Raw genomic sequence first — 25,986 nt, 5'->3', positions numbered from 1 at the left:
GTGCAATTGTTGCACTTTCTCACTGGAAAACCAAGCGGACTTGGTGGCTATGGGTGGACTCGAACCACCGACCCCAGCATTATGAGTGCTGTGCTCTAACCGGCTGAGCTACATAGCCTTAGTGAGCCGGCAATTCTGGACATGTAAACGGAATCTGTCAACACCTTTTCACCGCGCTTGTGAGTGGGCAGCGGGCGTGTCACAGTCCTGACCAGTAGATTTTTCTAGGAGTCCGCATCGTGATCGATCCGGACGGCTATCGACCGAACGTCGGCATCGTGCTGATGCGGCAGGACGGGCAGGTGTTCTGGGCACGACGTGTGCGCCGGGATGGCTGGCAGTTCCCGCAGGGTGGCATGAACACCGACGAGACGCCTGTCGAAGCCATGTATCGCGAGTTGCATGAAGAAACCGGGCTGTTGCCAGAGCACGTCGAAGTGCTGGGTGCGACACCGGGCTGGCTGCGCTATCGCCTGCCCGCCCGTGCCATCCGTCGCAACGAGAAGCAGGTCTGCATCGGACAGAAGCAGGTCTGGTTCCTGCTGCGCCTGTCGGGCGACGAATCGCACGTGAAGCTGGACCATACCGACAGCCCCGAGTTCGACCAGTGGCGCTGGGTGGATTTCTGGTATCCGGTCGAGCACGTGGTGATGTTCAAGCGCGGGGTCTATGCGCGGGCGCTGCGTCACTTGGCGCCGTTGGCCCGGGGCGTGGCCGGCACCGGCGTGGAGTCGATGCCCAAGTCCGCCCAGGAGGCCTGGATGCCGGGGCACGCGGCGGGCCATGACCGCCCGCGCAAGCGCGCGCCGGCACCCAAGCGCGGCGGCGGGTACTGGCCGCGCAGCAAGGCCAAGGGTGAGCCGGGGGCGGTGTAACCGTAACCTGCCCCGCTGAAACGACAAAAGCCCGGCCAAAGCCGGGCTTTTGCTTTCCTCCCAGCGGGATCCCGAAGGATCCCACGCCAGGCGCGATGGATCAGCGCTTGGAGAACTGGGTGGCGCGACGTGCCTTGTGCAGGCCGACCTTCTTACGCTCGACTTCACGGGCGTCACGGGTCATGAAGCCAGCCTTGCGCAGCTCGGACTTCAGGGTTTCGTCGTACTCGACCAGCGCGCGGGCGATGCCCAGGCGGATCGCACCGGCCTGGCCGGTGGTGCCGCCGCCAGCGGCGGTGACCATGATGTCGAACGATTCGGTGTTCTTGGTCAGTTCCAGCGGCTGACGCACGATCATGCGTGCGGTTTCACGGCCAAAGAACTCGTCCAGCGGACGGCCATTGACGGTGATGTTGCCGGCGCCCTTGCGCAGGAACACGCGGGCGGTGGAGGACTTGCGGCGGCCGGTGCCGTAGTTTTGAGTGATAGCCATGATTAGATATCCAGAACCTGGGGCTGCTGAGCGGCGTGCGGGTGCTCGGAACCCGAGTACACCTTGAGCTTGCGGTACATGGCGCGGCCCAGCGGGCCCTTCGGCAGCATGCCCTTGACGGCGGTTTCGATGACGCGCTCCGGGTGGCGCTCCAGCGCCTGGGCCAGAGTTTCGGTCTTCAGGTTGCCGATGTAGCCAGTGAAGCGGTGGTACAGCTTGTCCTGCAGCTTGTTGCCGGTGACGGCAATCTTTTCTGCATTGATGACAACCAGGTAATCACCGGTATCAACGTGAGGGGTGTAGACCGGCTTGTGCTTGCCGCGCAGACGGCGGGCCAGCTCGGTGGACAGACGGCCCAGCGTCTTGCCGGAGGCGTCGACGAGATACCAGTCGCGCTGGACGGTCTCGGACTTTGCAGTGAAAGTGCTCATGAAAGAACTCAGGTAGGTCGGGCTCATTGCGGCCATGGAGCGGCCGGAACTCTGCCACGCGTTGTGAAGAGGCGGGATTGTACTGGCCATTTGGCCCACATGCAAATCGACCGGCGGCATGGCTTGGCAGACCGGCGCTGGGGGGCGAGAATCGATGATCCCACGCCGCGATGCCCGACCGCATGACCGCGCTCCGCCAGATCACCCCGCTCGACCACCTGCTGACCGAGGCCCAGCGCGCCCTGGACACGGTGTTTGGCAACCCGCCGGCCAGCCGCCCGTACCCGGCCGAGGCGACCCCGGACGCACCGATGCCCGCCCCGGCCCGCCGCCACGCGGCCGGCCTGATGCGGATCAACCACGTCGGCGAGGTCTGCGCGCAGGGCCTGTACTTCGGCCAGGCCGCAGTGGCACGCGAACCGGAAACCCGCGCCCACCTGCTCGAGGCGGCCCAGGAAGAGACCGACCACCTGGCCTGGTGCGCCCAGCGCCTGCGCGAGCTGGACAGCCGGCCCAGCCTGTTCAACCCGATCTGGTACGCCGGCAGCTATACCATCGGCACCCTGGCCGGGCTGCGCGGGGATGGCTGGAACCTGGGCTTCGTGGTGGAAACCGAGCGCCAGGTGGAAGCCCACCTGGACGAGCACCTGGACACCCTGCCCCCGACCGACCAGCGCAGCCGCGAGATCCTCAAGGTGATGAAGATCGACGAGGCCCGCCACGCCGACCACGCCGAGCATGCCGGCGCGCGGAAGCTTCCGCCGCCAATTCCGGGCGTGATGGCGCTGGCCTCCAAGGTCATGAAGACCATCGCCTACCGGCTTTAAGGTCAGCCCGAAACGAGTTTGAGGCCGATCACCCCGGCCACGATCAGCCCGATGCAGGCCAGGCGCGGCGCCGAAGCGCTGTCGCCGAACAGGAAGATGCCCAGCGTGGCCACGCCCAGCGCGCCGATGCCGGTCCAGATCGCGTAGGCGGTGCCCACCGGGATGGATTTCATCGCCTGGCTCATCAGGTACAGGCTGACCAGTGCCGCGCCGACCGTGGCGAGCGTGGGCAGCGGCTTGCTGAAGCCGTCCGAATATTTCATTCCGATCGCAAAGCCGATTTCAAAGATGCCGGCCAGCAGCAGGTAGATCCAGGGCATGGGTGCCTCCTAAACAAAAACAAAACGGCCCGGTGTCTTCACACCGGACCGTCGTCGGTAGCTTGCCGTGGAACATTACTTCTGCGCAAAACAGATGTTCCACAGGGCGGGGCGTCCCGCCTTGTGCAGCACCACCCGGGCCATGGCCCGGGCGGGTGTTGCGTGGTGTTACTCGGACAGGTTGCGGCCGTGGAACAGCTCTTCGATCTCGCGCTTGAGCAGCGCTTCGATCTTCATGCGTTCCTTGAACGAGATGTTCTTGGCCTTTTCCTCGAACAGGTACTGGTCCAGGTCGAAGTCCTTCAGGTGCATCTTCGTGTGGAAGATGTTTTCCTGGTAGACGTTGACGTCGAACATCTCGTAACGCGACTTGATGTTCTTGGCCAGGAAGTTCTGGATCGAGTTGATCTTGTGATCGATGTAGTGCTTCTTGCCCTTCACGTCACGGGTGAAGCCACGGACGCGGTAGTCCATGATCACGATGTCCGATTCCAGGCTCTCGATCAGGTAGTTCAGCGCCTTCAGCGGCGAAATCACGCCACAGGTAGCCACATCGATGTCCGCGCGGAACGTCGCGATGCCTTCCTGCGGGTGGGTCTCGGGGTAGGTATGGACGGTGATGTGGCTCTTGTCCATGTGCGCTACCACGGCATCGGAGATCAACTCCTTGCCCGCCAGCTTCTTGTCGATCACCGGCTCTTCGGAGATCAGGATCGTCACCGACGCGCCCTGCGGATCGTAATCCTGGCGCGCGACATTGAGGATGTTGGCGCCGATGATCTCGGCGACATCGGTCAAGATTTGAGTCAGCCTATCGGCGTTGTACTCTTCATCAATGTATTCAATGTAACGCTGACGCTCCTCTTCGGTGCGGGCGTAACACACGTCATAGATGTTGAAGCTCAGCGCCTTGGTGAGGTTGTTGAAACCCTGCAACCTCAGGCGAGGCAACGGCTTGACCACGGCGGTCGATCCTGTGTGTGGTGGGAAAGGATCAATTATGGGGCAAAGTGATCGGGGGCGAAACTTGCATTGAAACAAGTTGCTGTGTTGGGGTTTGCCCTTCACAACCCTGATCGTTAAGCTCGCGGCACATAGCCGTGAATTGTTCATGAGCAAAGGGAGCGCCTCAACGTGTCATCTGTGCGCCTTGCCACAAGTCCATTGGCCCTGGACATCGCCACCATTGACCGCTTTCTGGCCCACAGCCACCGACGCCGCTACCCGGCCCGCACGGACGTTTTCCGCCCCGGTGACCCCGCCGGCACCCTGTATTACGTGATCAGCGGCTCCGTTTCCATAATTGCTGAAGAAGAAGACGACCGTGAACTGGTCCTGGGCTACTTCGGCTCCGGGGAGTTCGTCGGCGAGATGGGCCTGTTCGTGGAAACCGACCGCCGCGAGGTGATCCTGCGCACCCGGACCCCCTGCGAGCTGGCCGAGATCAGCTACGAGCGGCTGCACCAGCTGTTCCTGGGCCCGCTGTCCACCGATGCCCCGCGCCTGCTGTACGCACTGGGCCAGCAGGTCTCCAAGCGCCTGCTCGATACCAGCCGCAAGGCCAGCCGCCTGGCGTTCCTGGATGTCACCGACCGCATCGTGCGCACCCTGCATGACCTGTCCCGCGAACCGGAGGCCATGAGCCACCCGCAGGGCACCCAGCTGCGCGTGTCGCGCCAGGAGCTGGCCCGCCTGGTCGGCTGCTCGCGTGAAATGGCCGGCCGCGTGCTGAAGAAGCTGCAGAGCGATGGGCTGCTGCATGCGCGGGGCAAGACGGTCGTCCTGTACGGCACCCGATGACGCCGGATGCCGGCCACCGGCCGGCGCCAACGTCGGCATGACAGCGCCTTTCACGCGCTGCCGCTAGGCTGACGGCATGGCACCTGGCAGCGAATTCTACTGGTTCATCCTGATCGGGCTTGGCGCGCAGCTGGTGGACGGCGCGCTCGGCATGGCCTTCGGGCTCGTCTCATCGTCGGTCATGCTCAGCATGGGCCTGCCGCCGGCGGCGGTCAGCGCAAGCGTGCACACCGCAGAGGTGTTCACGACAGGCGCCTCGGGTGTTTCGCACCTGGTGGCCGGCAACGTGGACAAGCGGTTGTTCCTGCGCCTGGCCCTGCCGGGCGCGGTCGGCGGCGTGCTGGGCGCCTATGTGCTGACCCAGCTGCCCGGTGATGCGATCCGTCCCTTCATCTACGGCTACCTGCTGATCCTGGCGGTCTTCATCCTGCTGCGCGCAGCCGGAAAGCTGGTGCCGCGCCAGGAAGTGAAGCGGGTGCCGGTGCTGGGCTTCGTCGCCGGGCTTCTGGACGCCAGCGGCGGCGGCGGCTGGGGTCCGGTGGCCACCTCCACCCTGCTCGCCCGGGGCGGCCAGGCCCGGACCACCATCGGCACGGTCAACGCGGCCGAGTTCGTGGTGACCCTGGCAGTGTCGATCACCTTCCTGCTCTCGATGGGCCTGCAGTACCTGAACATCGTGGCCGGCCTGCTGATCGGCGGCATGATGGCCGCCCCGCTGGCCGCAGTGCTGGTGAAGCGGGTCAAGGAGCGCTGGGTGCTGGTGGCCGTCGGCGTGCTGGTGCTGTCGATCAGCATGTTCCAGATCAGCGGCGCGGTGCGCGGCTGGCTGGCGGGGTGAAGCGCGGCGCTGTGCGCCGCCGCCCTACCAACGGTAGGGCGCTACCGGCGTGTGGCGCGCCAACGGTAGGTATCGACCGTTGGTCGATACGCCTCAGCGGTCGCCGCCGCGATCCACGCAACCCCAGTTGAGGATCCGCGTGCCGGGCTTCAGCACCTGCCGGAAATACGCGACCTTGGACACCTTCGGGTTCACCACCACCGGCTCCTTGGCTGCCAGCAGCAACGGCAGGTCCGCGGTGCTGTCCGAATAGGCCACATCGATGTCGCCATAGCCGCGCTCGCGCAGCATGCGCATCTTTTCTTCGTTGTGGCAGTGGCGGGTTGCGCCCACCGCACCGAAGCGCGGGCCCACTTCACTGCCGATCACCGGCACGCCCTGATGGGCGACAAACGCCAGGATGGCGCGGGCCAGCTCCGGCGGCGCGCCGGTCGCCACCACTACCCGGTCGCCCTGCGCCCGGTGCGCGGCGAATACCGCCAGCGCCTCCGGCAGCAGCTTGGCGCGCAGTTGCGGCTCGTGCTTGATCACGTAGGCATCGATCACGCGGTTGAACTCGCGCGCGCGGTGCAACCCGAACGTGGCGATCCAGACATAGACCGAAATACCGGTACGCCGGGTCGGCAACATCGCCACCAGTGGCCCCGCTACCGGCGTCACCAGCAGCGCGGCCAGCAGCCGCAGCGGGTTGCGCTTGATCAGCGAGGCAAACAGGTGGCTGCCGGAATCGCCGTCATAAAGGGTGTGGTCGAAGTCGAAGACCACCAGCGGCGCGTCGTCACGCGGAGTCGGGTAGATCGCAGTCATGCGCTGAAGAATAGCTGACGCAGGCCCTCGCCGGGCTCTTCGACCCGCATGAAGGCCTCGCCCACCAGGAACGCATGCACGCCGGCGTTGCGCATCAGGCTCACGTCGTCAGCGCCCAGGATGCCGCTCTCGGTCACCAGCAGGCGGTCGCGCGGCACGGCCTGGCGCATGTCCAGGGTGGTCTGCAGCGACACCTCGAAGGTGCGCAGGTTGCGGTTGTTGATGCCGATCAGCGGCACCGGCACCTGGATGGCGCGTTCGAGTTCATCGATGTCGTGCACTTCCACCAGCACGTCCATGCCCAGCTGCATGGCCAGGTCGGACAGCTCGGCCAGCTGGCGGTCTTCCAGCGCGGCCACGATCAGCAGGATGCAGTCGGCACCCAGCACGCGGGCCTCGTAGACCTGGTACGCATCGATCACGAAGTCCTTGCGCAGCACCGGCAGCGTGCAGGCGTCGCGGGCCTGCTGCAGGTAGGCATCGTCGCCCTGGAAGAAATCCACGTCGGTCAGCACCGACAGGCAGCTCGCCCCCCCGAACTCGTAGCTCACCGCGATATCGGCCGGGTGGAAGTCCGGGCGGATCACGCCCTTGGACGGGCTGGCCTTCTTCACCTCGGCGATCACCGCCGGGTTGCCGGCGGCAATCGAGGCGCGCAGTGCATCGGCGAAGCCGCGCACCGGCGGGGCGCCGGCCAGGCGTGCCTGCAGCGCTTCCAGGGGGACCCGTGCACGGCGCTCGGCCACTTCAACGGCCTTGCGGGCCAGGATGGTCTCGAGGATGTCGCTCTTGTCGCTCATGTCGTTCAGGGTCCTTCAGGCCGGCCATTATCGGCCAGCCCACAGCAAAGCGTGAAATCGGGCTCAGCCCGCGCGGCGGATGCGCTGGGTCGCATCCACGTAATCCTGCATGCGCTGGCGTGCGCTGCCGTCGGCGATGGCCGCGCGGGCACGGGCCAGGCCGTCGGCGATGCTGCTGGCCACGCCGGCCACGTACAGCGCCGCGCCGGCATTGAGCGCCACGATGTCCAGCGCCGGCCCGGGCTGGTCATCGAGCACCCCACGCAGCATCGCGATGGATTCTTCCGGCCCGCTCACCTTGAGGTTGCGGCTGGCCGACATGGCAATGCCGAAGTCTTCGGGGTGGATCTCGTATTCGCGCACCTTGCCGTCGCGCAGCTCGCCGACCAGGGTACCGGCGCCGAGCGAGATCTCGTCCATGTTGTCGCGGCCCCACACCACCATGGCGCGCTCGGCGCCCAGCTCGCGCAGCACGCGTGCCTGGATGCCGACCAGGTCGGGATGGAACACGCCCATCAGCACGTTGGTGGCGCCCACCGGGTTGGTCAGCGGGCCAAGGATGTTGAAGATGGTGCGCACGCCCATTTCGCGCCGCACCGGGGCCACCACCTTCATGGCGGGGTGGTGCATCGGGGCGAACATGAAGCCGATGCCGGTTTCACTGATCGCGCGGGCCACCTCCTCCGGACGCAGCTCGATGATCGCGCCCAGCGCTTCGACCGCATCGGCACTGCCGGACTTGGACGAGACGCTGCGGTTGCCATGCTTGGCGACCTTCGCGCCCGCCGCCGCCACCACGAACATCGCGCAGGTGGAGATGTTGAAGGTATGCGAGCCGTCGCCCCCGGTACCGACGATGTCGATCAGGTGCGTGCGGTCTTCGACCGGCACGGACAGCGCCAACTCGCGCATCACCGTGGCCGCACCGGCGATCTCGCCCACGGTTTCCTTCTTGACCCGCAGGCCGGTGAGGATCGCAGCGGTCATCACCGGCGAGACTTCACCGCGCATCACCTGGCGCATCAGGTCGACCATCTCGTCGAAGAAGATTTCGCGGTGCTCGATGGTGCGTTGCAGGGCTTCCTGGGGGGAGAAGGTCATGCGGGGTTCCTTTGCAGGAAATTCTTCAGCAGGGCGTGGCCGTGCTCGGTGAGGATCGATTCGGGGTGGAACTGCACGCCTTCCACCGGGTGTTCGCGGTGGCGCAGGCCCATGATCTCTTCCATGGTGCCGTCCTCGTTCTCGGTCCAGGCGGTCACTTCCAGGCAGTCGGGCAGCGTGGTCTTGTCCACCACCAGCGAGTGGTAGCGGGTGGCCTGGTAGCGGTCCGGCAGGCCGGCGAACACGCCCTTGCCCAGGTGGCGGATCGGCGAGGTCTTGCCGTGCATGATGGTACCGGCGCGGATGACATCGCCGCCGTACACCTGGCCGATGCCCTGGTGGCCCAGGCACACGCCCAGGATCGGCGTGGTCGGCCCCAGCCGCCGGATCAGCTCCAGCGACACGCCCGCTTCGTTGGGCGTGCACGGGCCGGGTGAGATCACGATGCGCTCGGGCGCGAGCGCGGCGATCTCGTCAACGCTCAGGGCGTCGTTGCGCACCACCTTTACATCGGCACCCAGCGTCTGCAGGTACTGCACGAGGTTGTAGGTGAAGCTGTCGTAGTTGTCGAGCATCAACAACATGGCAAATTCCTGGAATCAAGGATGCAATACGGAATCGGTAGCGCCGGCCGTTGGCCGGCAACCGGGTGACTTACAGGCCCTTGGCGGCCTGGGCGACGGCGCGGAACAGCGCGCGACCTTTGTTCATGGTCTCGTCCCATTCCTTGCCCGGGTCCGAGTCGTAGACGATGCCCGCGCCGGCCTGCACGTGCAGGCGGCCGTCCTTGATCACCGCGGTGCGGATCGCAATGGCGGTGTCGGCATCGCCGTGCCAGCCGATGTAACCGATGCTGCCGGCGTAGACATTCCGCTTGATCGGCTCCAGCTCGCGGATCACTTCCAGCGCGCGGATCTTCGGCGCGCCGCTGACCGTGCCGGCCGGGAACGTGGCGCGCAGCACATCGGCGTAGCTCAGGCCCGGCTGCAGCTGCCCGGTCACTTCGCTGACAATGTGCATGACGTGGCTGTAGCGTTCGATCACGAACTGCTCGCCCACTTCCACCGTGCCGGCCTTGGAAACGCGGCCGGCGTCGTTGCGGCCCAGGTCGATCAGCATCAGGTGCTCGGCGCGTTCCTTCGGATCGGCCAGCAGTTCGGCTTCCAGTGCGTTGTCCTCTTCCACCGTGGCGCCGCGCGGGCGGGTACCGGCGATCGGGCGCACGGTCACTTCCCCGTCCTGCAGGCGCACCAGGATTTCCGGCGAGGAGCCGACCACCTGCACATCGCCGGTGTCGAGGAAGTACATGTACGGCGACGGATTCAGCGCGCGCAGCGCACGGTACACATCCACCGGGCGCGCCTTGAACGGCACGCTCAGGCGCTGGCTGAGCACCACCTGGAAGATGTCGCCGGCGCGGATGTATTCCTTGGATTTGTCCACGGCGGCAATGAAGCCTTCGCGGGTGAAGCCGGAAACGAAGTCGTTCTCGTCCAGCACGTCGCGGGTGATCGGCACCGGGTAGCCCGCGCCGGGGGCGCGCAGCTTGGCCACCAGGCCGTCCAGCCGCGCCTGCGCCTCGTCCCACGCACCGGGCTGGCCGGGGTCGGCGTGCACGATCAGGTACAGGCGGCCCTTGAGGTTGTCGAACACCGCCAGTTCTTCGGAGTGCAGCAGCAGGATGTCCGGGGTGCCGAGCTCGTCGCGGCCGCGCGGCGGGGCCAGGCGCGGTTCGATGTAGCCGATGCACTCGAACCCGAACCAGCCCACCAGGCCGCCGGTGAAGCCCGGCAGGCCGGCCAGCTTGGGCACCGAATGGGCGCTGCGCAGCGCCTCCACTTCGGTGAACGGGTCGGCCACCTCACGGGTTTCCACCACCTGGCCAGCTTCGCTGACGGTCAGGGTATGGCCGTGGAAGGCGTACACGCGGCGGGCCGGCAGGCCGATGATGGAATAGCGCCCGAAGCGCTCGCCGCCTTCGACCGATTCGAACAGGTAGGTATGCGGGCCGTCGGCGAGCTTCAGATAGACCGAAAGCGGCGTGTCCAGGTCGGACAGCACTTCACGGACGACGGGGATGCGTGTGTGGCCTTCAGCGGCCTGCTGCTGGAACTGCTCGAGCGTGATCAAGACGACTTTCCTTCCGGGAAACGGCGGTGGCGGGACGGACGACGGCAACAGGCCACCATCGCCACCAACGGCGAGCGGAAGAAAGGGTATGCGGGGTCGTCAGAATGGACACCCGGGGACTGTACCGCATTGGCGGCACCGGATGGAACCCGGGCCGTGGCGCGGCCGGATGGACAAAGGCCTCAGGCGGAGGTGGCGGAGGTAGCGCCGACTGTTAGTCGGCTGCCCGGTCAAGCAGCCGACTAACAGTCGGCGCTACCCTCGTTCCAGCAGTTCCAGCAGTTCCAGCAGTTCCAGCCGTTCCAGCCGTTCCAGCCGGTCCAGCAGTTCCAGCCGGTCCATCCGTTCCAGCCGGTCCAGCCGGTCCGGCCGTTGCGGCCGTTCCAGTCGTTCCAGCCGTTCAGGCGTTCCCGCCGGTCCCGCCGTTCCAACCAATCCCGCCGGCCCCGCCGTTCCAGCGGCCGCCGCCGGTTCCAGCACCCACCCGTCCCGCCTCATCCCATCCGCCGGGCGGCCTGCTGCTCCTGCTCGCGCTGCTGTTCGGCGCCCAGGTCAGCCACCAGCGCCGGGGCAGCAGCGGCACGTTCCTGCTGGCGGTTGACCCCGGCCACCTGCTCGGTGCTCACGCTGAGCGGCTGCTGCCGGCCGGCCACCACGTCCACCTGGGCCAGGTGGCGGTGCACGGAGGTGAGGTCCTGGGTATCGACCGCGAACACGCGGGTGCGGTCCTCGCTGAGCACGACCCGCTCGATGCGTTCCAGACCCTCCTGCGTGGCCTTGGCCGCCAGCGCACCGGCCAGCTGGTCACTCTGCAGGTCGGGCACGCGGTTGTGGGCAGCATCAATGCCGTGCACCCCGGCTTGGGCGCCTTGGAACATGTGGTACTGCCTGTGGCCGGGATCATTGATGCCGACCACCAGCGTGGAGGGCTCGGGGGCGACGGCGGCGTGCTTCTCCGCCGGGTGCTGGATGCGTTCGTGCTGTTCCAGCAGCGCGCGGGCCTGCGCTTCCTGCTTGATGAGCTCGGCATCCAGGCTGGGAATGACCGTTTCCTTCATCCCGTGGCGCTGCACAGCCTCGCCAAATGCCGGGCCGATGTTTTCGACCAGGCGCTTGGTCTCGATGATGTTGCCGACGTTCTGCGGCGTCAGCGCCGTGGGTACGTAGGTAGCGGCCGCGCCGCGAAGGCCCGCCACTGCCCCGCCAACCGAGGCAAACACCGCCGGCGCCTGCGCCGTGGTGTTCTTGATTTGGTGCGCCGCAAAGTCATAGCCCTGGTCGACATAGGCGCCGGCCGTGGCATACCCATTCTGAAGCTTACCGGCCACCCATTGGCCGTCACGGTCGATGCTCTCGGCGGTGCGCTGGCCGGCGGTGCGGGCCGCATCGGCGTCCTCCCGGGCATCGCGAGTTGCGGCAGTGGCGCGCGCTTGGCCGGCGGCGTGTACAGCATCGGCGCGGCTGTCGAGATCCCTGGCGACGTTGTCGAACCCCAGCTTGCCGGCGCCCCATGAGGCCACCGACAGAATCCCGGACTGCGCGCGCGATTCCACGCGATGCGCCGTGGACTCGATCATCCCGGTCAGTTCGCGGCCCTGGGCGTACACGGTGGTGGTGGCTTTGGCGCTCACCTGCAGCGTGGCCGATCCCATGTCGACTACCTTGCCCACCACCATGCCCTGCACGCGGGCGACCTGCTCGACGGCGTCGCCGGTGCGGTCAAGGACGTGGGCGGCGGTTGCCCCGCCCTTCTCCACCACTTCGCCCACTACCCGGCCGTTGTGCATGCCATGCGCGGCCGAGTGCAGCACCTTGGACAACGGTCCGGCCAGCTCGGCTACCTGGCTGGGGGCATCGGTACGCGCGCGATCCACCAGCCGCTCCTGCGCATCGCGGGTCTTGGGATCGAGCACCAATTCCATGCGCCCCGCCGCGACCGGGATATCGCGAAGGGCCTCGTAGCCCGGTTTGGTGGCCAACTGTTCGACGAATTGCGCGGCTGCAGTCTGCGCACCGGGCGGCAGCATCTCGCGCATCTTCTCGGCCACCTTGGCCTGCATCAGCGGCTCGCGCATCAGCATGCTGGCTTCGTTGGCCAGCAGCCCGTAGGCGTGTCGCTGTTGTTCGTTGAGGCGCTGCATCCCGTTCTGCACATCGTTGAGCACCTCACCGCTGGTCTGGTAGGTGTGTACGGTCTGCTGCGGGTTGAAGGTGGGCAGGCCGTTGTCTTTGGCATAGCGCGCCGGCGTATCCGGGTGCAGACCGGCGGCGTTGAAAGTAGTGGCGCGGGCGCCGGTGACGGCAGAGGCGGCGGACGCCATGCCGCCGCCGAGGGAGTGGCCGGCGATTTCGAAGTTGCCGCCGACCCGGTCATTCATCTGGGTCGCAAGATCCATGGCGCGATCATAGTAATCGCTGCGCATGCCAATGCCCTGCTGACCATTGTTGAGGAAGTCTTCCCCGCCCGACTCGCGCCACCCGCCCGGTGCGAATGGATCGATGATCTTGCCGGTTGACCCCTTGTATACGACCACAGGTTTGGCGTCGTCACCGAACACACGCTTGTCGGGAATATAGATCTCGGCACGGAAGCCAGACTGGGGCGGCTGAAGGAAGTCCCTCACCTGGTCGTCGGTCATGTCTATACCTGCAGCGCGGAGGGCGGCAGGGTTGCTCGTCGCTCGGGTCCAACCGGTGGGTGGCGATCCATCCCGCTTCGCAGAAAGGTAGACATCCGCGGCAAGACCAGACATCTCCCGCGCATGATAGGTTTCCTGCAGACGATTCGCTTCGTTATCGTTGCCGCTTTCACGCAACTGTTGAACAAGAAGGTTTTGTTCCTGGATAGCGCGGGCGCGCGCCTCAATATCGGGACCGCTCATGGCAAGCTCCATTGCACAGTGAAGGTGCGCGATCCCCCCCGAGCCGCGCTTCTTATCGAATAGCAGAACAGTTTGCTAATGTCACCCCTTCAGGGGTTCAACATCAGGACGATCATGCGCATCAGTCTTCACAACTTGATGACAAAAACCATCATAAGTGCGGCATGGCTCACACTTTTCCTGGTAAATGGATGCGCTGCATCGTCTACACATGGCGCCGGCGACTACTTCGATGGAAAGGCATTGGAGTTGGCTACAGCGACCGAAACCGGCGATATGCAAACCATTCGCCGCCTGATCAAAAATGAAGGGGTCGATCCCGACAGTGTCTTCGCCAGGCGCGACGGCATTCCTTTGGTGGCATGGCCCCTCCGCGCAGGGAATCTTGACGGACTGCGCGCACTTCTGGACAACGGCGCCGACCCGAACGCGCGTGAGGTGAAGCAAGTGGAGGGTCGCGAACTCCGCTTCAACAACGCGATGGTCTACGCCGCCAAGATGGACGATCCACGCTTCCTTGAGCTGCTGCTCAGGCATGGCGGGGATCCCAACACTCGGAATTCTGCCAACGAGACCTTGTTGTTCCAGGCCTTCATTTCTGGCAATCAGTGGAAGAACATCAAACTCCTGGTCGAGAATGGCGCGAACATCAATGAGGCGAATCGGGGAAGCGCCGATACGGTGTTGAGCTGGTATACCACTCGCGGCGCCTTCGAACATGCGTACTGGTTGATGGAGCATGGTGCGGATCCGACGATCATGTTTACCCCGCCCAAAACATCGGGCAAGCCCAGTCGAATGATCATGGCGGAGCACATCTATTGGGGTGTGACCACGCCAGATCTCCTGCCCTGGCAGAAGAAGTGTCAGCAGTGGCTCGTCGCTCGGGATATTCCACGGCCGCCCATGCCGGATGGCATCCGGCAGAAGCGTGAAGCCTTTGGTTTCCCAACGAAAGAAGAGGACGTCCCTCTTCTCTGAATATCTGCCCAACCTGCACCCTTTCGAGCACCAGAGTTGAGACTACTTCCGCCCCCTGCAACGACCGTTGTCGAGAAGATTGCACTCGCCGTCATGGCGTTCCTGGCTGTGCTTATGGTCAGTGGTTGTGCAGCATCATCTCCGCACGGCGCAGCACAGTATTTCGAAGGCAACGCACTGGCTTTGGCCAATGCCAGTGAACGCGGTGATGCCAACGAAGTGCGACGCTTGATCAAGGACAAGGGGGTCGACCCGGACGTCGAGTTTGCCAAGCGTGACGGAATTCCACTGTTGGCATGGCCGCTTCGCACCCGCAGCGTGGAAGGATTGCGCGCGATGCTCGACAACGGAGCTGATCCGAATGCGCGACAAGTGCAGGAGATCGACGGCAAACCTTCAGGTTCAACAACGCCATGATATATGCCGTCCGGTTGGAGGATCCCGCTTTTCTGCCTCTGCTTCTGAAGCATGGCGGCGACCCCAACACGCGGAGCAGTGGCGGGGAATCGCTGCTGTTCCAGGCGTTCATCAACGGCAACCAATGGAAGAACGTCCAACAGTTGGTGGAAGCGGGCGCGAAGGTCAACGAGAACAACCTGGGCAAGGCTGATACGGTGTTGAGCTGGTATACCGCCCGCGGTGGTTTCGACGCGGCGTACTGGCTGCTGGAGCACGGCGCGGACCCGACCATTTCTGCTCCCGCTGCGTCGGGATCAAGCAGTCCCGCGCGCCAGATGATGGTGGAAGACATCTATTGGGAAATCACCACGCCCGATCTTCTGCCGTGGCAGAAGAAATGTCAGCAATGGCTGATCGCGCGCAACATCCCGCGTCCGCCGATGCCTGAGCACATTCGCAAGAAGCGGGAGGCGTTTGGCTTCCCGACCAGGGAAGAGGATATTCCGCTGCTCTGAGCAGCCGGGCAGCGCCCGACTCTACCGCGAGCGGTGCGGCAGCCGCCTACTGCAGCAGCGCGCTGTCGAGCGGGAGGTGCATGCGCACGCGTGCTGCCACGCAGTCGACGCGGAAGCGGCGCGCGCGAACCGGCTCGCCGTCCAGGTTGAGGGTCATCGGTTCGTCGGCGTCTATTTCCACCCACGGCGCGCGGGTGCGCTCGGCCACCTGCTCCAGCGCGCCCTGCTTGCCGCCACGGATCAATGCGCCCAGCGTCGAGGCGACTTCGCCACTCAGCTCCGGGATCACGGTGAGATCGAGCAGGCCGTCATTGACCAGCGCTTCGGGGCACAGCACCTGGCCACCGCCGGCCTGGCGGCCGTTGCCGATGCCCAGCGCGATGAACCCGCCCTCCCAGTTGAAGTCCGGGGTGCGCAGCCGGGCCTGGATGGGTTCGATCCGGCCCAGCCGGGAGATGCCCGTCACCAGATAGGCCAGCCCGCCGAGCACTTTCTTCAGGCCCTCGTCGGTCTCCACCGTCACTTCGGTGCCGAAACCGCCGCTGGCCACGTTTGCGCACCACCACAGGTCACCGTCGGCGTCGATGCGCAGCAGGTCCAGCGGGCATGCCGGCTGGGCCAGGATCATCCGCAGCGCCTGGATCGGCTCCTCGGGAATGCCGGCGGCCGTCGCGAAATCATTGGCGGTACCCAGCGGCACCAGCCCCAGGGTCGGCAGCGCATCCGCCGCCTCGTCGCGGTGGGCCAGGGTTTCCGCCACTTCGCTCAGGGTGCCGTCGCCACCGGCGGCGATGATGGTGTCCACGCCGTGCTCGATGGCTTCGGCCACGTAACGCTCGGCGTCGCCGTCTTCCCAGGTGACCCGGGCCTCGATCGTCACCCCCTGCTCGCGAAGCGCATGCACCGCCTCGCGCAGCTCGACGTTGCCCGTGGACTTGCCATTGAGGATCAGACGCCAGCGAGGACCACGCATACCGCACTTCCATGGGAGGGGGAGGCGCAGGCTATCAGCCCGGTGGCTCAGGGGCAGTGAACGTCATCAAACGGTCACTGATCGCCCGGAGAATGGAAGTCCATAGCAGGGACGATGGATGGAGGCAGGATCAGCCTCCCGCTATTCCCAGGGCCGCATTCGCAAGAGTGCGGTCTTTTTTTTTCCGCTTGCAGTTCCGTATCGACCAACGGTCGATACCTACCGGGATTGCGCGAACGCCTTCAGGGCTTCTCCCTCGAGGCGGTACACCGTCCACTCGCTCTGTGGCTTGGCGCCGGCCGCCTCATAGAACCGGATCGCCGGTTCGTTCCAGTCCAGCACCGACCACTCGAAGCGGCCGCAGCCTTCGGCCACTGCGATGCGGGCGATGTGCTGCAACAGGGCCTTGCCGGCGCCACTCCCGCGACTGGCCGGGCTCACGTACAGGTCTTCCAGGTAAATGCCGTTGCGGCCCAGCCAGGTAGAGTAGTTGTAGAAATACACCGCGTAGCCGATCGCCTCGCCACCGGCTTCGCAGATCAGCGCGCGCGCCTTGGCGCCCTCGCCGAACAGGCTGGCGACGATGCCCGCCTCGTCGGTCTGCACCGACGATTCGGCCTTTTCGTAGATCGCCAGCTCGCGGATGAAGCGCAGGATCAGCGCGGCATCGGCAGCGGTGGCCTCGCGGATCTGCAGCGCCGGCGCACCCATGTTCAGCCCCGCGCCTTGGCTACGTTATGACGCATCTGGTCAATCACGTCCTTGTAGCTGATCGGTGCGTTGAAGATCGCCGAGCCGGCCACGAAGGCGTCGGCGCCGGCCGCGGCAATCGCACCAATGTTGTCGGCCTTCACCCCGCCGTCGATCTCCAGGCGCACGTCGCGACCGCTGGCATCGATCTTCTGGCGGACCACGCGCAGCTTGTCCAGCGCAGAGGGAATGAAGGCCTGGCCGCCGAAACCGGGGTTGACCGACATCAGCAGCACGAGGTCCAGGTCGTCCAGCACCCAGTCCAGGATGTCCACCGGGGTGCCCGGGTTGAGCACCAGGCCCGGCTTGCAGCCCAGCGAGCGGATCAGCTGGATGGTGCGGTGCACGTGGCGGCTGGCCTCGGGGTGGAAGCTGATGTACGTCGCGCCGGCCTCGGCGAAGTCCGGAATGATGCGGTCCACCGGTTCCACCATCAGGTGCACGTCGATCGGGGCGGTCACGCCATGCTTGCGCAGCGCCTGGCAGACCATCGGGCCGATGGTCAGGTTCGGCACGTAATGGTTGTCCATCACGTCGAAATGCACCCAGTCGGCACCGGCGGCGAGCACGTTGTCCACCTCTTCGCCGAGGCGGGCGAAGTTGGCGGACAGGATGGAGGGGGCGATGATGCAGTTGGACATGGCCGGGGCCTTCAGGACGTAGAGAGGGGGCCGCGCGCGCTCAGCGCTTGCGCAGGGTCTTGATGCGGTCGTAGGCGGCGTTGAGCTGGCGCGACTTGCGCTCGGCCTGCTGGCGCAGCTCGGGGGCGGCGCCGACGACCTTGTCGGGGTGGTACTGGGACATCAGCCGCCGGTAGGCCAGGTCGATCTCGGCATCGGTGGCCTCGGAGGTCAGCCCCAGCTCCCGGTACGGGTTCTCCCTGTTCAGCCGGAACCAGTCGGCATCGAAGGCATGGCCGATCAGCAGGCCGACCACGGCACCAAACAGCGGATTGGGCCTGAAAAGCAGGGCGCCGGCGATGAATCCAAGCAGTTTTCCGTACCAGCGCATGGTCGTCGGGGCGGCCGGGGCAACAAAGGAACCTCATTTTACGTCACAGCGGCCCCAACCCGCTTTACACTAGGCCGCCCGCTGTCCCTGCGGGCCCTCCGGGTGCCCTGGACAGCCGTCTCGACGAAGCCCCAGGAGTGCCCGTGCCGACCACGTTGTTGCAATCCGATCTCCCCGGCCTGCCCTTGCGCCATCGCGGCAAGGTGCGTGATGTTTTCGACATTCCGCGCGAACGGCTGCCCGCCGGCACGCCGCCGGGGGACTACCTGCTGATGGTCGCGACCGACCGTCTGTCGGCCTTCGACGTGGTGCTTCCCGATCCGATTCCCGGCAAGGGCGAAATGCTCTGCCAGGTGTCCAACTTCTGGTTCGCCAAGACCGCGCACCTGATGCCCAACCACCTCACCGGCATCGACGTGGCCAGCGTGCTGCCCGAGGGCGTGGACCCGGCGCTGTACGCCAAGCGCGCGGTCGTGACCCGCAAGCTCAAGCCGGTACCGGTGGAAGCCATCGCCCGCGGGTATCTCATCGGCAGCGGCTGGAAGGACTACCAGCGCACCGGCAAGGTCAGCGGCATTGAACTGCCCGATGGCCTGCGCCAGGCCGAGCAGCTGCCCGAGCCGATCTTCACCCCCTCGACCAAGGCCGCCGTGGGCGACCATGACGAGAACATCGATTTCGATGCGATGGTCAAGGCGGTCGGCGCGGACCTGGCCGAGCGCGTGCGCGATGCCACCCTGCGCATCTACAAGTTCGCCGCCGATTACGCCCGCGAGCACGGCATCATCCTGGCCGACACCAAGTTCGAGTTCGGTACCGATGCCGATGGCCGCCTGTACATCATGGACGAGATGCTGACGCCGGATTCCTCGCGTTACTGGCCGGCCGACGAGTACGAAGTGGGCACCAGCCCGCCGAGCTACGACAAGCAGTTCGTCCGCGATTACCTGGAGACGCTGGACTGGGGCAAGACCGCCCCGGGCCCGAACATCCCGGCGGACATCATCGAGCGCACCCGCGCCAAGTACGCCGAGGCGCTGCAGCGCCTGGCCGGTATCTCGGTGGATTGATGCCGCCGGTAGAGTCCGGCTTGGGCGGTAGAGCCGACTGTTAGTCGGCTTGGGCGGTAGAGCCGACTGTTAGTCGGCTGCGGTGGAGCAGCGGACTAACAGTCCGCTCTACCGCTCCGCTCTACCACCCCGCCCTACCCGTCCGCTGTCGGGAGTATTCTGTGGTCACTCCGGAGGCTCAATGTCCACGACGACCCAGCTTGTGCGGCCCATCGACCGCTATTTCGCCAGCTATTCAGACGATCACCGCAATACGCTGAACCAGCGCATCCATGTGGTGGCGGTGCCGGCAATCCTGTGGTCGGTCATTGCCCTGCTCTGGTGCCTGCCGCCGCTGATCACCTGGTTCCAGTACGGGGTCTGGGCCGGCCTGGCGATGTTTACCGCGTGGTGCTTCTATAACCGCCTGTCGCGCCGGTTGGGTCTGGGCATGCTCGCTTTCTTCTTTGTATGCGGCTGCACCTGCCGGCTGCTGGAAGCCGAGATCGGGCTGGCCAACCTGGCCTGGCTGGGGCTGGGCGTGTTCGTGGTGGCCTGGGTCGCGCAGTTCATCGGCCACAAGTTCGAGGGGCGCAAGCCCAGCTTCCTGACCGACCTGACCTATCTTCTGATCGGGCCTGCCTGGGTGATGGCCAAGGCGTACCGGAAGTTCGACCTGGCGTATTGACCGGCCCAACCTGAACGAAATGGATGCTCACTCCTGCTGCACGGCAGCGGGTCCAGCATGGCGGTGGACGAGACCCGGGGAGGGTGGTTCGTTCATCTGCGCGGTGGCTGACGCGCGGGCGGAGGCCCTGTCGTTGCTGGGCTGAACGCTAGCGAGATCACTCATGGCGCAAAGTGCCGGCAACGTTTCCATACGGCGCTGAACAACCCCGAATGGACCACCCTGTTGACAGCAAAAAGATGAATCACGCACGTTGCCTGCAGTTGGTGGCGTAATCGGGTATATCGGCGACAAATCCCCGCCTGTTAGACTGAAAGGCCTGCTCGTGAATCCCGCATTCCCTGCATGAATCCCAGCCTTCTCCTGCTGCTCGCCCTGCCCTTCCTGCTGGCGGTGGCGGTCATTGTGTTCCGCCACAGTTCCCGTGCCATGGCCGCCTGGCTGGCCGCGGCCGCCCCCGTGGGCGGGCTGGCGCTGCTCGCGACGATGACCCCCGCGATCCTTGATGGCGGGGTGGTGCGCAGTTTCGGGGACTGGCTGCCGCAGATCGGGCTGGCCTTCTCGGTACGGCTGGATGGGCTGGCCTGGATGTTCGCCGGCATGGTGCTGGCCATCGGCGCGCTGGTGGTGATGTACGCGCACTACTACCTGAGCGCCAAGGACAACGCGCACCGCTTCTACTGCTACCTGCTGCTGTTCATGGGCGCCATGCTGGGCATGGTGCTGTCAGGCAACCTGTTGCTGCTGATGGTGTTCTGGGAAATGACCAGCATCAGCTCGTTCCTGCTGATCGGCTTCTGGTCGCACCGCCAGGATGCCCGCGAGGGCGCGCGGATGGCGCTGGTGGTCACCGGCGGCGGCGGCCTGGCCCTGCTGGGTGGCGTGCTGCTGATCGGCCGCATCGTCGGCAGTTTTGAACTGGATGCGGTGCTGGCCGCCGGCGATGTGATCCGTGCCAGCCCGCTGTACCCGTGGGCCCTGTTCCTGGTGCTGGCGGGCATCTTCACCAAGAGCGCGCAGTTCCCGTTCCACTTCTGGCTGCCGCATGCCATGGCCGCGCCGACCCCGGTGTCGGCCTACCTGCATTCGGCCACCATGGTGAAGGCCGGCGTGTTCCTGCTGGCCCGGCTGCACCCGGCGCTGGCCGGTACCGACCTGTTCTTCTATACGGTCAGCGGGATCGGCGCGCTGACCCTGCTGATCGGCGCCTGGAACGCGATCTTCCAGCACGACCTGAAAGGGCTGCTGGCCTATTCGACGATCTCCCACCTGGGCCTGATCACCCTGCTGTTCGGCCTGTCCACGCCGATGGCGGTGGTGGCCGGCGTGTTCCACATCCTCAACCACGCCACCTTCAAAGCCTCGCTGTTCATGGCCGCCGGCATCATCGACCATGAAACCGGCACGCGCGACATGCGCAAGCTGGGTGGCCTGCGCCGGTTGATGCCGTTCACCAGCGCGCTGGCGATCATCGCCTCGCTGGCCATGGCCGGCATTCCGCTGCTCAACGGCTTCCTGTCCAAGGAAATGCTGTTCGCCGAGGCCATCACCGCGCAGGGACCGGAACCCATGCGCATCGCCGTGTCGATCGCCGCGCTGCTGGCCGGCGTGCTGGGCGTAGCCTACAGCCTGCGCTTCGTGCATGACACCTTCTTCGGCAAAGGCCCGCATGACCTGGACCGGGTGCCGCACGAGCCGCCGCGCTTCATGAAGGTGCCGGTGGAGGTCCTGGTGGTGCTGTGCGTGGCGGTCGGCGTGGCCCCGGCGATCACCGTGGCCCCGATCCTGCACGCGGCAGCCTCCTCGATCCTGGGCCCGGCCATGCCGGCCTACAGCCTGTCCGTCTGGCACGGCTTCAACATGCCGCTGATGATGAGCATCGCCGGTGTGCTGGGCGGCATCGCCCTGTACTTCGGCCTGCGCCGGCTGATCAACCTGCATGCGGTGGTCAGCCATGCCATCGGGCGCAACCTGTTCCACAAGCAGCTGGACCTGGTGTTCGGCTTCGCCCACCGGCTCACCCAGGGCCTGGCCAACGGCAGTCTGCAGCGCATGCTGATGGCGCTGGTGGTGGTGGCGATCATCGTGGCCGCCGCCCCGTTCGTGGCCAATCCGGTGTCGCCCAACTGGCCTTCGCCGCAGCCCATTCCGTTGCTGGGCTGGGCGCTGTGGGCGGTGATGATGGCCTGCGCGCTGGGCGCGCTGTTCGTCTATCGGCAGCGCCTGCTGGCAGTGCTGGTCGCCGGTGGCGTAGGGCTGATGGTATCGCTGACCTTCGTGTTCCTGTCCGCGCCGGACCTGGCGTTGACCCAGCTGCTGGTGGAGATGGTGACGCTGGTGCTGATGCTGCTGGGCATGAACTACCTGCCGGCGCAGTCGCCGCCGGAGAAGTCGCGCTGGCGCAAGCGCCGCGATGCACTGATCGCGGTGATCGGTGGCGGCGGCCTGGCCGCCCTGGCCTACAGCGCGATGACCCTGCCGCCCAACACCATGGCCGGCGAACTGCTGGCGCGTGCGCTGCCCGAAGCGTACGGCGAGAACGTGGTCAACGTGATCCTGGTGGACTTCCGTGGCTTCGATACCTTCGGTGAAATCACCGTGTTCGGTATCGCCGCACTGGTGGTGCACGCCATGCTGCGGCGTTCGCGGATGGCGCCGGAGCAGATCATGCCGGGCCCGCCGATCAAGCTGCCGGTACCGGCCGACCTGGCCCAGGTGATGTTCCCGCTGACGCTGACGGTATCGATCTTCCTGTTCCTGCGCGGCCACAACGCGCCCGGCGGCGGTTTCATCGCCGGCCTGGTGCTGGCGGTGCCGCTGCTGATCCAGTACGTCATCCAGGGCACCACCTCGGTGGAATCGCGCTTCGGCTTCGATTACATCCGTTGCATCGGCGCGGGCCTGCTCATCGCCATCGTCAGCGGCTGTGCCTCGATGCTGTTCGGGGTGCCGTTCCTGACCAGCGGGCACCTGGACCTGGAGCTGCCGCTGATCGGCACGGTGCCGTTGGCCAGCGCGGTCGGCTTCGATACCGGCGTCTACCTGGTGGTGTTCGGCGGGGCGATGCTGATCCTGTCGATGATGGGCACGGTGAAACCGTCGCGCACCCGCAACTCGCGCAAGGGCGAGATCGATCCCAACAACCGTTCGGCACGCACCGGGGAGACCCACTGATGGAACTGGCCCTGGCAAGCGCGATCGGCGTACTGGCTGCGATCGGCATCTACCTGCTGCTGCGCGCGCGCAGCTTCGACGTCATCCTCGGCATGACCTTCCTGTCCTACGCGACCAACCTGCTGATCTTCTCCGGCGGCCGCCTGGTCACCGGCAAGGCGCCGGTGCTGAAGGAAGGCGTGGACAGCACGCTGGGCAACTACACCGATCCGCTGCCGCAGGCACTGGTGCTGACCGCGATCGTCATCGCCTTTGCGATGACCGCCGTGAGCATCGTGCTGGCCATGCGCAGCCGCAGCGACAACCACAGCGACCACGTCGACGCGCACGAGGATGAGGCCGCAGAGCTGGCCGATACCGCGCCCGGCCGGGAGGGTGGCCCGTGAACCATGCGGTGATCCTGCCCATCCTGATTCCACTGTTCGGTGCGGCCTGTTCGCTGTTCGTCGAACACCGCCGCTACGGCCCCAAGGTGCAGCGCACGGTGGCCTGGACCACGTTGGCCGCGCTGGCGGCGTCGGTGGCCCTGCTGTTCGCGCAGACCGCCGATGGGACCATCGCGGTGTACCTGCTGGGCGACTGGCCCTCGCGGCTGGGCATCGCGCTGGTGGCCGACCGCCTGTCCAGCTGGATGCTGCTGACCACGCTGCTGCTGGCCATCCCGTGCCTGCTGCACGCCTGCTCGGGCTGGGACCGGCGCGCACCGCATTTCCATGCGCTGTTCCAGTTCCAGCTGGTGGGCCTCAACGGTGCCTTCCTCACCGGCGACATCTTCAACCTGTTCGTGTTCTTCGAGGTGATGCTGATCGCCTCCTACGGCCTGCTGCTCAGTGGCGGACGCGGGCTGCGCATGCGCATCGGCCTGCACTACGTGGTGTTCAACGTCACCGCGTCCACCCTGTTCCTGATCGCGCTGGGGCTGCTGTACGCCTCCCTGGGCTCGCTCAACATGGCCGAGTTGTCCCAGCGCATCGCCGAGGTGCCGCCCACCCACCTGACCCTGGTGAAGGCAACGCTCGGCCTGCTGCTGCTGGTGTTCTGCAGCAAGGCCGCACTGATGCCGCTGTACCTGTGGCTGCCCGAAGCCTACGCACGCGCACCGGCAGCGGTGGCGGCGCTGTTTGCCATCATGACCAAGGTCGGGCTGTACGCGATGCTGCGGGTAAGCTCGCTGTGGTTCGGCGAAGACGCAGGCGCCATGGCCGGCTATGGCTCCCAGTGGCTGTTCTGGGCCGGCGTGGCCACGCTGATCCTGGGTGGGCTGGGCGTGCTTGCCGCCGCGCGCCTGCGCGTGCTGATCTCCTACCTGGTGGTGGTCTCCGCGGCCACGCTGTTCATCGCCTTCTCCGTCCGCACCCCGGAAGTACTGTCGGCCGGGCTGTACTACCTGCCGCACAGTACGTTCGTGGCTGCCGCCCTGTTCCTCATTGCCGACCTGATCCGCCGCCGCCGCGGTGGCGCCAGTGATCGCAAGGAAATCATCGCGCCGATGCCCGGCAAGGAAACCCCGGCGGTGCTGTTCCTGATCGCCGCGGTGTCGGTGGCCGGCCTGCCGCCGCTGTCCGGCTTCCTGGCCAAGGCGGCGCTGCTGGCCGGCATGCCGGCCGCCTACACGGGCGTGGTCTGGGCGGCGGTGCTGGGCAGCAGCCTGATGGTGATCGTGGGCATCACCCGCGGCGGCATCCGCCTGTTCTGGCGGGTGCCGGTGCTGGAGGAGGGCGTACCCCCGCCGCGCAAGGCGCCCACCCGCACCGTGGAGCTGTTCGCCGCCGCGCTGCTGCTCTGCTACGGCATCGGCATGAGCGTGTTCGCCAACCCGTTGATGCAGTACACCGACGCCATGGCCGCCCAGCTGCTCACGCCGCAGGATTACGTGGGCGGACTGCGTGCGACCACGCCGGAGATCCGCCAGCCATGAGCCGCCGCCCGTTCCTTCGCCGCCTGTTCCCCTCGACCTCGCTGAGCGTGATGGTCACCGGCTTCTGGGTGCTGATGTCCGACAGCTTCACCCTGGGCCAGATTCTGCTCGGCATGCTGCTGGGCGTGGTGGTGCCGCTGTTCGCCGCGCGGCTGGACCGCGAGTTCGCGCGCATCGGCTCGCTGCGACCGTTGCCCAAGCTGATCTGCGTGACGCTGTGGGACATCCTGGTCTCCAACATCCGCGTGGCGGTGCAGGTACTGGGCCCGGAGCGCCGCATCCACCCGGGCTTCATCTGGCTGCCGCTGGACATCGCCAACATCCACGGCATCGCCGCGCTCACCAGCATGATCACCCTGACGCCGGGTACGGTGTCGGCCGCGTTGTCCGATGATCGCCGCTACCTGCTGGTGCATGTGCTGCACCTGGACGATCCCGACGAACTGATCCGGCAGATCAAGCACCGTTACGAAGCCCCGCTGATGGAGATTTTCCCATGACCGGTTTCACCTTCATCCAGACCACCATGGCGGTGTGCATGCACGTGGTCGGGCTGGCCATGCTGCTGGCCACCTGGCGCCTGCTGCGCGGGCCGACCGTGCCCGACCGCATCCTGGCGTTGGACACGCTGTCGGTCACGGCCATCGCCGAGCTGATGCTGTTCGGCATGTACCTCAATTCGGCGGTGTATTTCGAAGCGGCGCTGGTGATCGCGATGCTGGGCTTTGGCAGCACCGTGGTGCTCAGCAAGTTCGTGCTGCGCCGGGACATCGTCGAATGATCACCTTCATCCAGGTCGCGCTGTCGCTGCTGCTGCTGTTTGGCTGCTTCTTCATCCTGGTCGGCGCGCTGGGACTGGTGAAGCTGTCCACGTTCTTCAAGCGCCTGCATGCGCCGACCAAGGCCAGCACGCTGGGCGTGGGCTGCGTGCTGGCCGGTTCGGTGCTGTACCACATCTTCCTGGGCGAGGATCCGCAGCCGCGCGAGCTGCTGATCACCGTGTTCCTGTTCATCACCGCACCGATCAGCGCGCACATGATGGCCAAGGCGGCGCTGTCGCTGATGATGGAAAAGCGGCCGAGCCTGCCCGGGCACGAGACCGCGAAGGAAGAGCAGTTGCCGCCGCCGTTGCCGCGCGACGTGACAGAGGGGCGCGATGACGACGAACGCGTCGCCACGCGGACGGATCCTAGCGCGCCCCCGGAGTCGTAGGGGCACGCCATG

Annotated in this window: 30 protein-coding genes and 1 tRNA gene; 15 read left to right on the top strand and 16 right to left on the bottom strand. The window is 66.0% G+C overall.

From position 1 onward, the window contains the following. Positions 1-41: 41 nt before the first annotated feature. A tRNA-Met gene (locus SOM39_RS06220) sits at positions 42-118 on the bottom strand. A 121-nt stretch (positions 119-239) separates the two neighbouring features. On the opposite strand from SOM39_RS06220, the gene SOM39_RS06215 reads away from it, so the two are divergent. After that, complete coding sequence (locus SOM39_RS06215; protein WP_068854280.1) at positions 240-875, top strand: RNA pyrophosphohydrolase; 636 nt, start codon at positions 240-242, stop codon at positions 873-875. A gap of 100 nt (positions 876-975) precedes the next feature. On the opposite strand, the gene rpsI is transcribed toward SOM39_RS06215, so the two are convergent. Next, positions 976-1,368 carry a 30S ribosomal protein S9 gene (gene rpsI, locus SOM39_RS06210; RefSeq protein ID WP_017354549.1) on the bottom strand — a complete coding sequence of 131 codons (393 nt, stop codon included), beginning with the start codon at positions 1,366-1,368 and terminating at the stop codon, positions 976-978. Between the two features lie 2 nt (positions 1,369-1,370). Continuing rightward, on the bottom strand, positions 1,371-1,799 hold the full coding sequence (rplM, locus tag SOM39_RS06205; RefSeq protein ID WP_017354548.1) for a 50S ribosomal protein L13: 429 nt from the start codon (positions 1,797-1,799) through the stop codon (positions 1,371-1,373). Between the two features lie 182 nt (positions 1,800-1,981). Here rplM and coq7 point away from each other — a divergent pair, with 182 nt between their 5' ends. After that, the gene (gene coq7, locus SOM39_RS06200; RefSeq protein WP_093534963.1) at positions 1,982-2,626 is read left to right on the top strand and encodes a 2-polyprenyl-3-methyl-6-methoxy-1,4-benzoquinone monooxygenase; all 645 of its coding nucleotides are present in this window, start codon (positions 1,982-1,984) and stop codon (positions 2,624-2,626) included. A 2-nt stretch (positions 2,627-2,628) separates the two neighbouring features. Here coq7 and SOM39_RS06195 read toward each other — a convergent pair whose 3' ends face one another. Next, positions 2,629-2,946 carry a DMT family transporter gene (locus SOM39_RS06195; RefSeq protein ID WP_068854281.1) on the bottom strand — a complete coding sequence of 106 codons (318 nt, stop codon included), beginning with the start codon at positions 2,944-2,946 and terminating at the stop codon, positions 2,629-2,631. A 168-nt stretch (positions 2,947-3,114) separates the two neighbouring features. Next, a complete protein-coding gene (speD, locus tag SOM39_RS06190; RefSeq protein ID WP_017354544.1) occupies positions 3,115-3,909 on the bottom strand; it encodes an adenosylmethionine decarboxylase in 795 nt (264 codons plus the stop codon). Positions 3,910-4,080: 171 nt separating this feature from the next. On the opposite strand from speD, the gene crp reads away from it, so the two are divergent. After that, positions 4,081-4,746: a cAMP-activated global transcriptional regulator CRP gene (crp, locus tag SOM39_RS06185; protein WP_068854282.1), complete on the top strand. Its 666-nt coding sequence runs from the start codon at positions 4,081-4,083 to the stop codon at positions 4,744-4,746. Positions 4,747-4,822: 76 nt separating this feature from the next. After that, positions 4,823-5,584, top strand: coding sequence for a sulfite exporter TauE/SafE family protein (locus tag SOM39_RS06180; protein WP_320457822.1), 762 nt, complete (start codon positions 4,823-4,825; stop codon positions 5,582-5,584). Positions 5,585-5,677: 93 nt separating this feature from the next. On the opposite strand, the gene SOM39_RS06175 is transcribed toward SOM39_RS06180, so the two are convergent. From SOM39_RS06175 to SOM39_RS06145, 7 genes are all read right to left on the bottom strand, one after another. Next, positions 5,678-6,391, bottom strand: a complete 714-nt coding sequence (locus tag SOM39_RS06175; protein WP_320457821.1) for a haloacid dehalogenase-like hydrolase — start codon at positions 6,389-6,391, stop codon at positions 5,678-5,680. Then, positions 6,388-7,191: an indole-3-glycerol phosphate synthase TrpC gene (trpC, locus tag SOM39_RS06170; protein ID WP_068854285.1), complete on the bottom strand. Its 804-nt coding sequence runs from the start codon at positions 7,189-7,191 to the stop codon at positions 6,388-6,390. Before trpC ends, SOM39_RS06175 begins: the two co-directional genes overlap by 4 nt. Before the next feature lie 63 nt (positions 7,192-7,254). Next, positions 7,255-8,292, bottom strand: coding sequence for an anthranilate phosphoribosyltransferase (gene trpD, locus SOM39_RS06165; protein ID WP_307105797.1), 1,038 nt, complete (start codon positions 8,290-8,292; stop codon positions 7,255-7,257). Continuing rightward, positions 8,289-8,876 (bottom strand): anthranilate synthase component II, encoded by a 588-nt coding sequence (locus tag SOM39_RS06160; protein ID WP_068854287.1) that lies wholly within the window; start codon positions 8,874-8,876, stop codon positions 8,289-8,291. Before SOM39_RS06160 ends, trpD begins: the two co-directional genes overlap by 4 nt. 70 nt (positions 8,877-8,946) lie before the next feature. Further along, positions 8,947-10,422, bottom strand: a complete 1,476-nt coding sequence (trpE, locus tag SOM39_RS06155) for an anthranilate synthase component I (protein ID WP_093534930.1) — start codon at positions 10,420-10,422, stop codon at positions 8,947-8,949. Positions 10,423-10,677: 255 nt separating this feature from the next. Next, entirely contained in the window at positions 10,678-10,920 is a 243-nt protein-coding gene (locus SOM39_RS06150; RefSeq protein WP_320457820.1) for a hypothetical protein, read from the bottom strand. After that, entirely contained in the window at positions 10,917-13,304 is a 2,388-nt protein-coding gene (locus tag SOM39_RS06145) for an XVIPCD domain-containing protein (protein WP_320457819.1), read from the bottom strand. Before SOM39_RS06145 ends, SOM39_RS06150 begins: the two co-directional genes overlap by 4 nt. A 114-nt stretch (positions 13,305-13,418) precedes the next feature. On the opposite strand from SOM39_RS06145, the gene SOM39_RS06140 reads away from it, so the two are divergent. The 3 genes from SOM39_RS06140 to SOM39_RS06130 all read left to right on the top strand — a co-directional run bounded on the left by SOM39_RS06140 (position 13,419) and on the right by SOM39_RS06130 (position 15,199). After that, positions 13,419-14,285 carry an ankyrin repeat domain-containing protein gene (locus tag SOM39_RS06140; protein WP_320457818.1) on the top strand — a complete coding sequence of 289 codons (867 nt, stop codon included), beginning with the start codon at positions 13,419-13,421 and terminating at the stop codon, positions 14,283-14,285. Positions 14,286-14,378: 93 nt separating this feature from the next. Then, positions 14,379-14,702: a hypothetical protein gene (locus SOM39_RS06135; RefSeq protein WP_320457817.1), complete on the top strand. Its 324-nt coding sequence runs from the start codon at positions 14,379-14,381 to the stop codon at positions 14,700-14,702. Next, a complete protein-coding gene (locus SOM39_RS06130; protein ID WP_320457816.1) occupies positions 14,699-15,199 on the top strand; it encodes an ankyrin repeat domain-containing protein in 501 nt (166 codons plus the stop codon). Before SOM39_RS06135 ends, SOM39_RS06130 begins: the two co-directional genes overlap by 4 nt. A gap of 46 nt (positions 15,200-15,245) precedes the next feature. Here SOM39_RS06130 and yegS read toward each other — a convergent pair whose 3' ends face one another. The 4 genes from yegS to SOM39_RS06110 all read right to left on the bottom strand — a co-directional run bounded on the left by yegS (position 15,246) and on the right by SOM39_RS06110 (position 17,933). Next, entirely contained in the window at positions 15,246-16,172 is a 927-nt protein-coding gene (gene yegS / locus SOM39_RS06125) for a lipid kinase YegS (protein ID WP_320457815.1), read from the bottom strand. 219 nt (positions 16,173-16,391) lie between these two features. Next, positions 16,392-16,883 carry a GNAT family N-acetyltransferase gene (locus SOM39_RS06120; RefSeq protein WP_320457814.1) on the bottom strand — a complete coding sequence of 164 codons (492 nt, stop codon included), beginning with the start codon at positions 16,881-16,883 and terminating at the stop codon, positions 16,392-16,394. Between the two features lie 2 nt (positions 16,884-16,885). Further along, positions 16,886-17,563: a ribulose-phosphate 3-epimerase gene (gene rpe / locus SOM39_RS06115; protein WP_068854293.1), complete on the bottom strand. Its 678-nt coding sequence runs from the start codon at positions 17,561-17,563 to the stop codon at positions 16,886-16,888. Between the two features lie 40 nt (positions 17,564-17,603). Next, positions 17,604-17,933 carry a J domain-containing protein gene (locus tag SOM39_RS06110; protein WP_095363151.1) on the bottom strand — a complete coding sequence of 110 codons (330 nt, stop codon included), beginning with the start codon at positions 17,931-17,933 and terminating at the stop codon, positions 17,604-17,606. Positions 17,934-18,076: 143 nt separating this feature from the next. Between SOM39_RS06110 and SOM39_RS06105 the strand changes: the two genes are divergently transcribed. From SOM39_RS06105 to SOM39_RS06070, 8 genes are all read left to right on the top strand, one after another. Then, a complete protein-coding gene (locus SOM39_RS06105) occupies positions 18,077-19,003 on the top strand; it encodes a phosphoribosylaminoimidazolesuccinocarboxamide synthase (protein ID WP_184125913.1) in 927 nt (308 codons plus the stop codon). Positions 19,004-19,184: 181 nt separating this feature from the next. After that, positions 19,185-19,670, top strand: a complete 486-nt coding sequence (locus SOM39_RS06100) for a DUF962 domain-containing protein (RefSeq protein ID WP_095363152.1) — start codon at positions 19,185-19,187, stop codon at positions 19,668-19,670. A 345-nt stretch (positions 19,671-20,015) separates the two neighbouring features. Further along, positions 20,016-22,844 carry a monovalent cation/H+ antiporter subunit A gene (locus SOM39_RS06095; RefSeq protein WP_320457813.1) on the top strand — a complete coding sequence of 943 codons (2,829 nt, stop codon included), beginning with the start codon at positions 20,016-20,018 and terminating at the stop codon, positions 22,842-22,844. Continuing rightward, positions 22,844-23,230 (top strand): Na+/H+ antiporter subunit C, encoded by a 387-nt coding sequence (locus SOM39_RS06090; RefSeq protein ID WP_068854297.1) that lies wholly within the window; start codon positions 22,844-22,846, stop codon positions 23,228-23,230. Before SOM39_RS06095 ends, SOM39_RS06090 begins: the two co-directional genes overlap by 1 nt. Next, a complete protein-coding gene (locus tag SOM39_RS06085) occupies positions 23,227-24,762 on the top strand; it encodes a monovalent cation/H+ antiporter subunit D (protein ID WP_320457812.1) in 1,536 nt (511 codons plus the stop codon). Before SOM39_RS06090 ends, SOM39_RS06085 begins: the two co-directional genes overlap by 4 nt. Then, entirely contained in the window at positions 24,759-25,262 is a 504-nt protein-coding gene (locus SOM39_RS06080) for a Na+/H+ antiporter subunit E (RefSeq protein WP_068854299.1), read from the top strand. Before SOM39_RS06085 ends, SOM39_RS06080 begins: the two co-directional genes overlap by 4 nt. Next, entirely contained in the window at positions 25,259-25,543 is a 285-nt protein-coding gene (locus tag SOM39_RS06075) for a K+/H+ antiporter subunit F (protein WP_068854300.1), read from the top strand. Before SOM39_RS06080 ends, SOM39_RS06075 begins: the two co-directional genes overlap by 4 nt. After that, complete coding sequence (locus SOM39_RS06070; protein WP_320457811.1) at positions 25,540-25,974, top strand: Na+/H+ antiporter subunit G; 435 nt, start codon at positions 25,540-25,542, stop codon at positions 25,972-25,974. Before SOM39_RS06075 ends, SOM39_RS06070 begins: the two co-directional genes overlap by 4 nt. Positions 25,975-25,986 lie beyond the last annotated feature (12 nt).

The sequence above is a fragment of the Stenotrophomonas sp. CFBP8994 genome (assembly GCF_034044835.1).
Lineage (GTDB): Bacteria > Pseudomonadota > Gammaproteobacteria > Xanthomonadales > Xanthomonadaceae > Stenotrophomonas > Stenotrophomonas rhizophila_A.
Note: the sequence above shows the minus strand (reverse complement) of the source record. Positions and strands in the feature narration are given on the sequence as shown.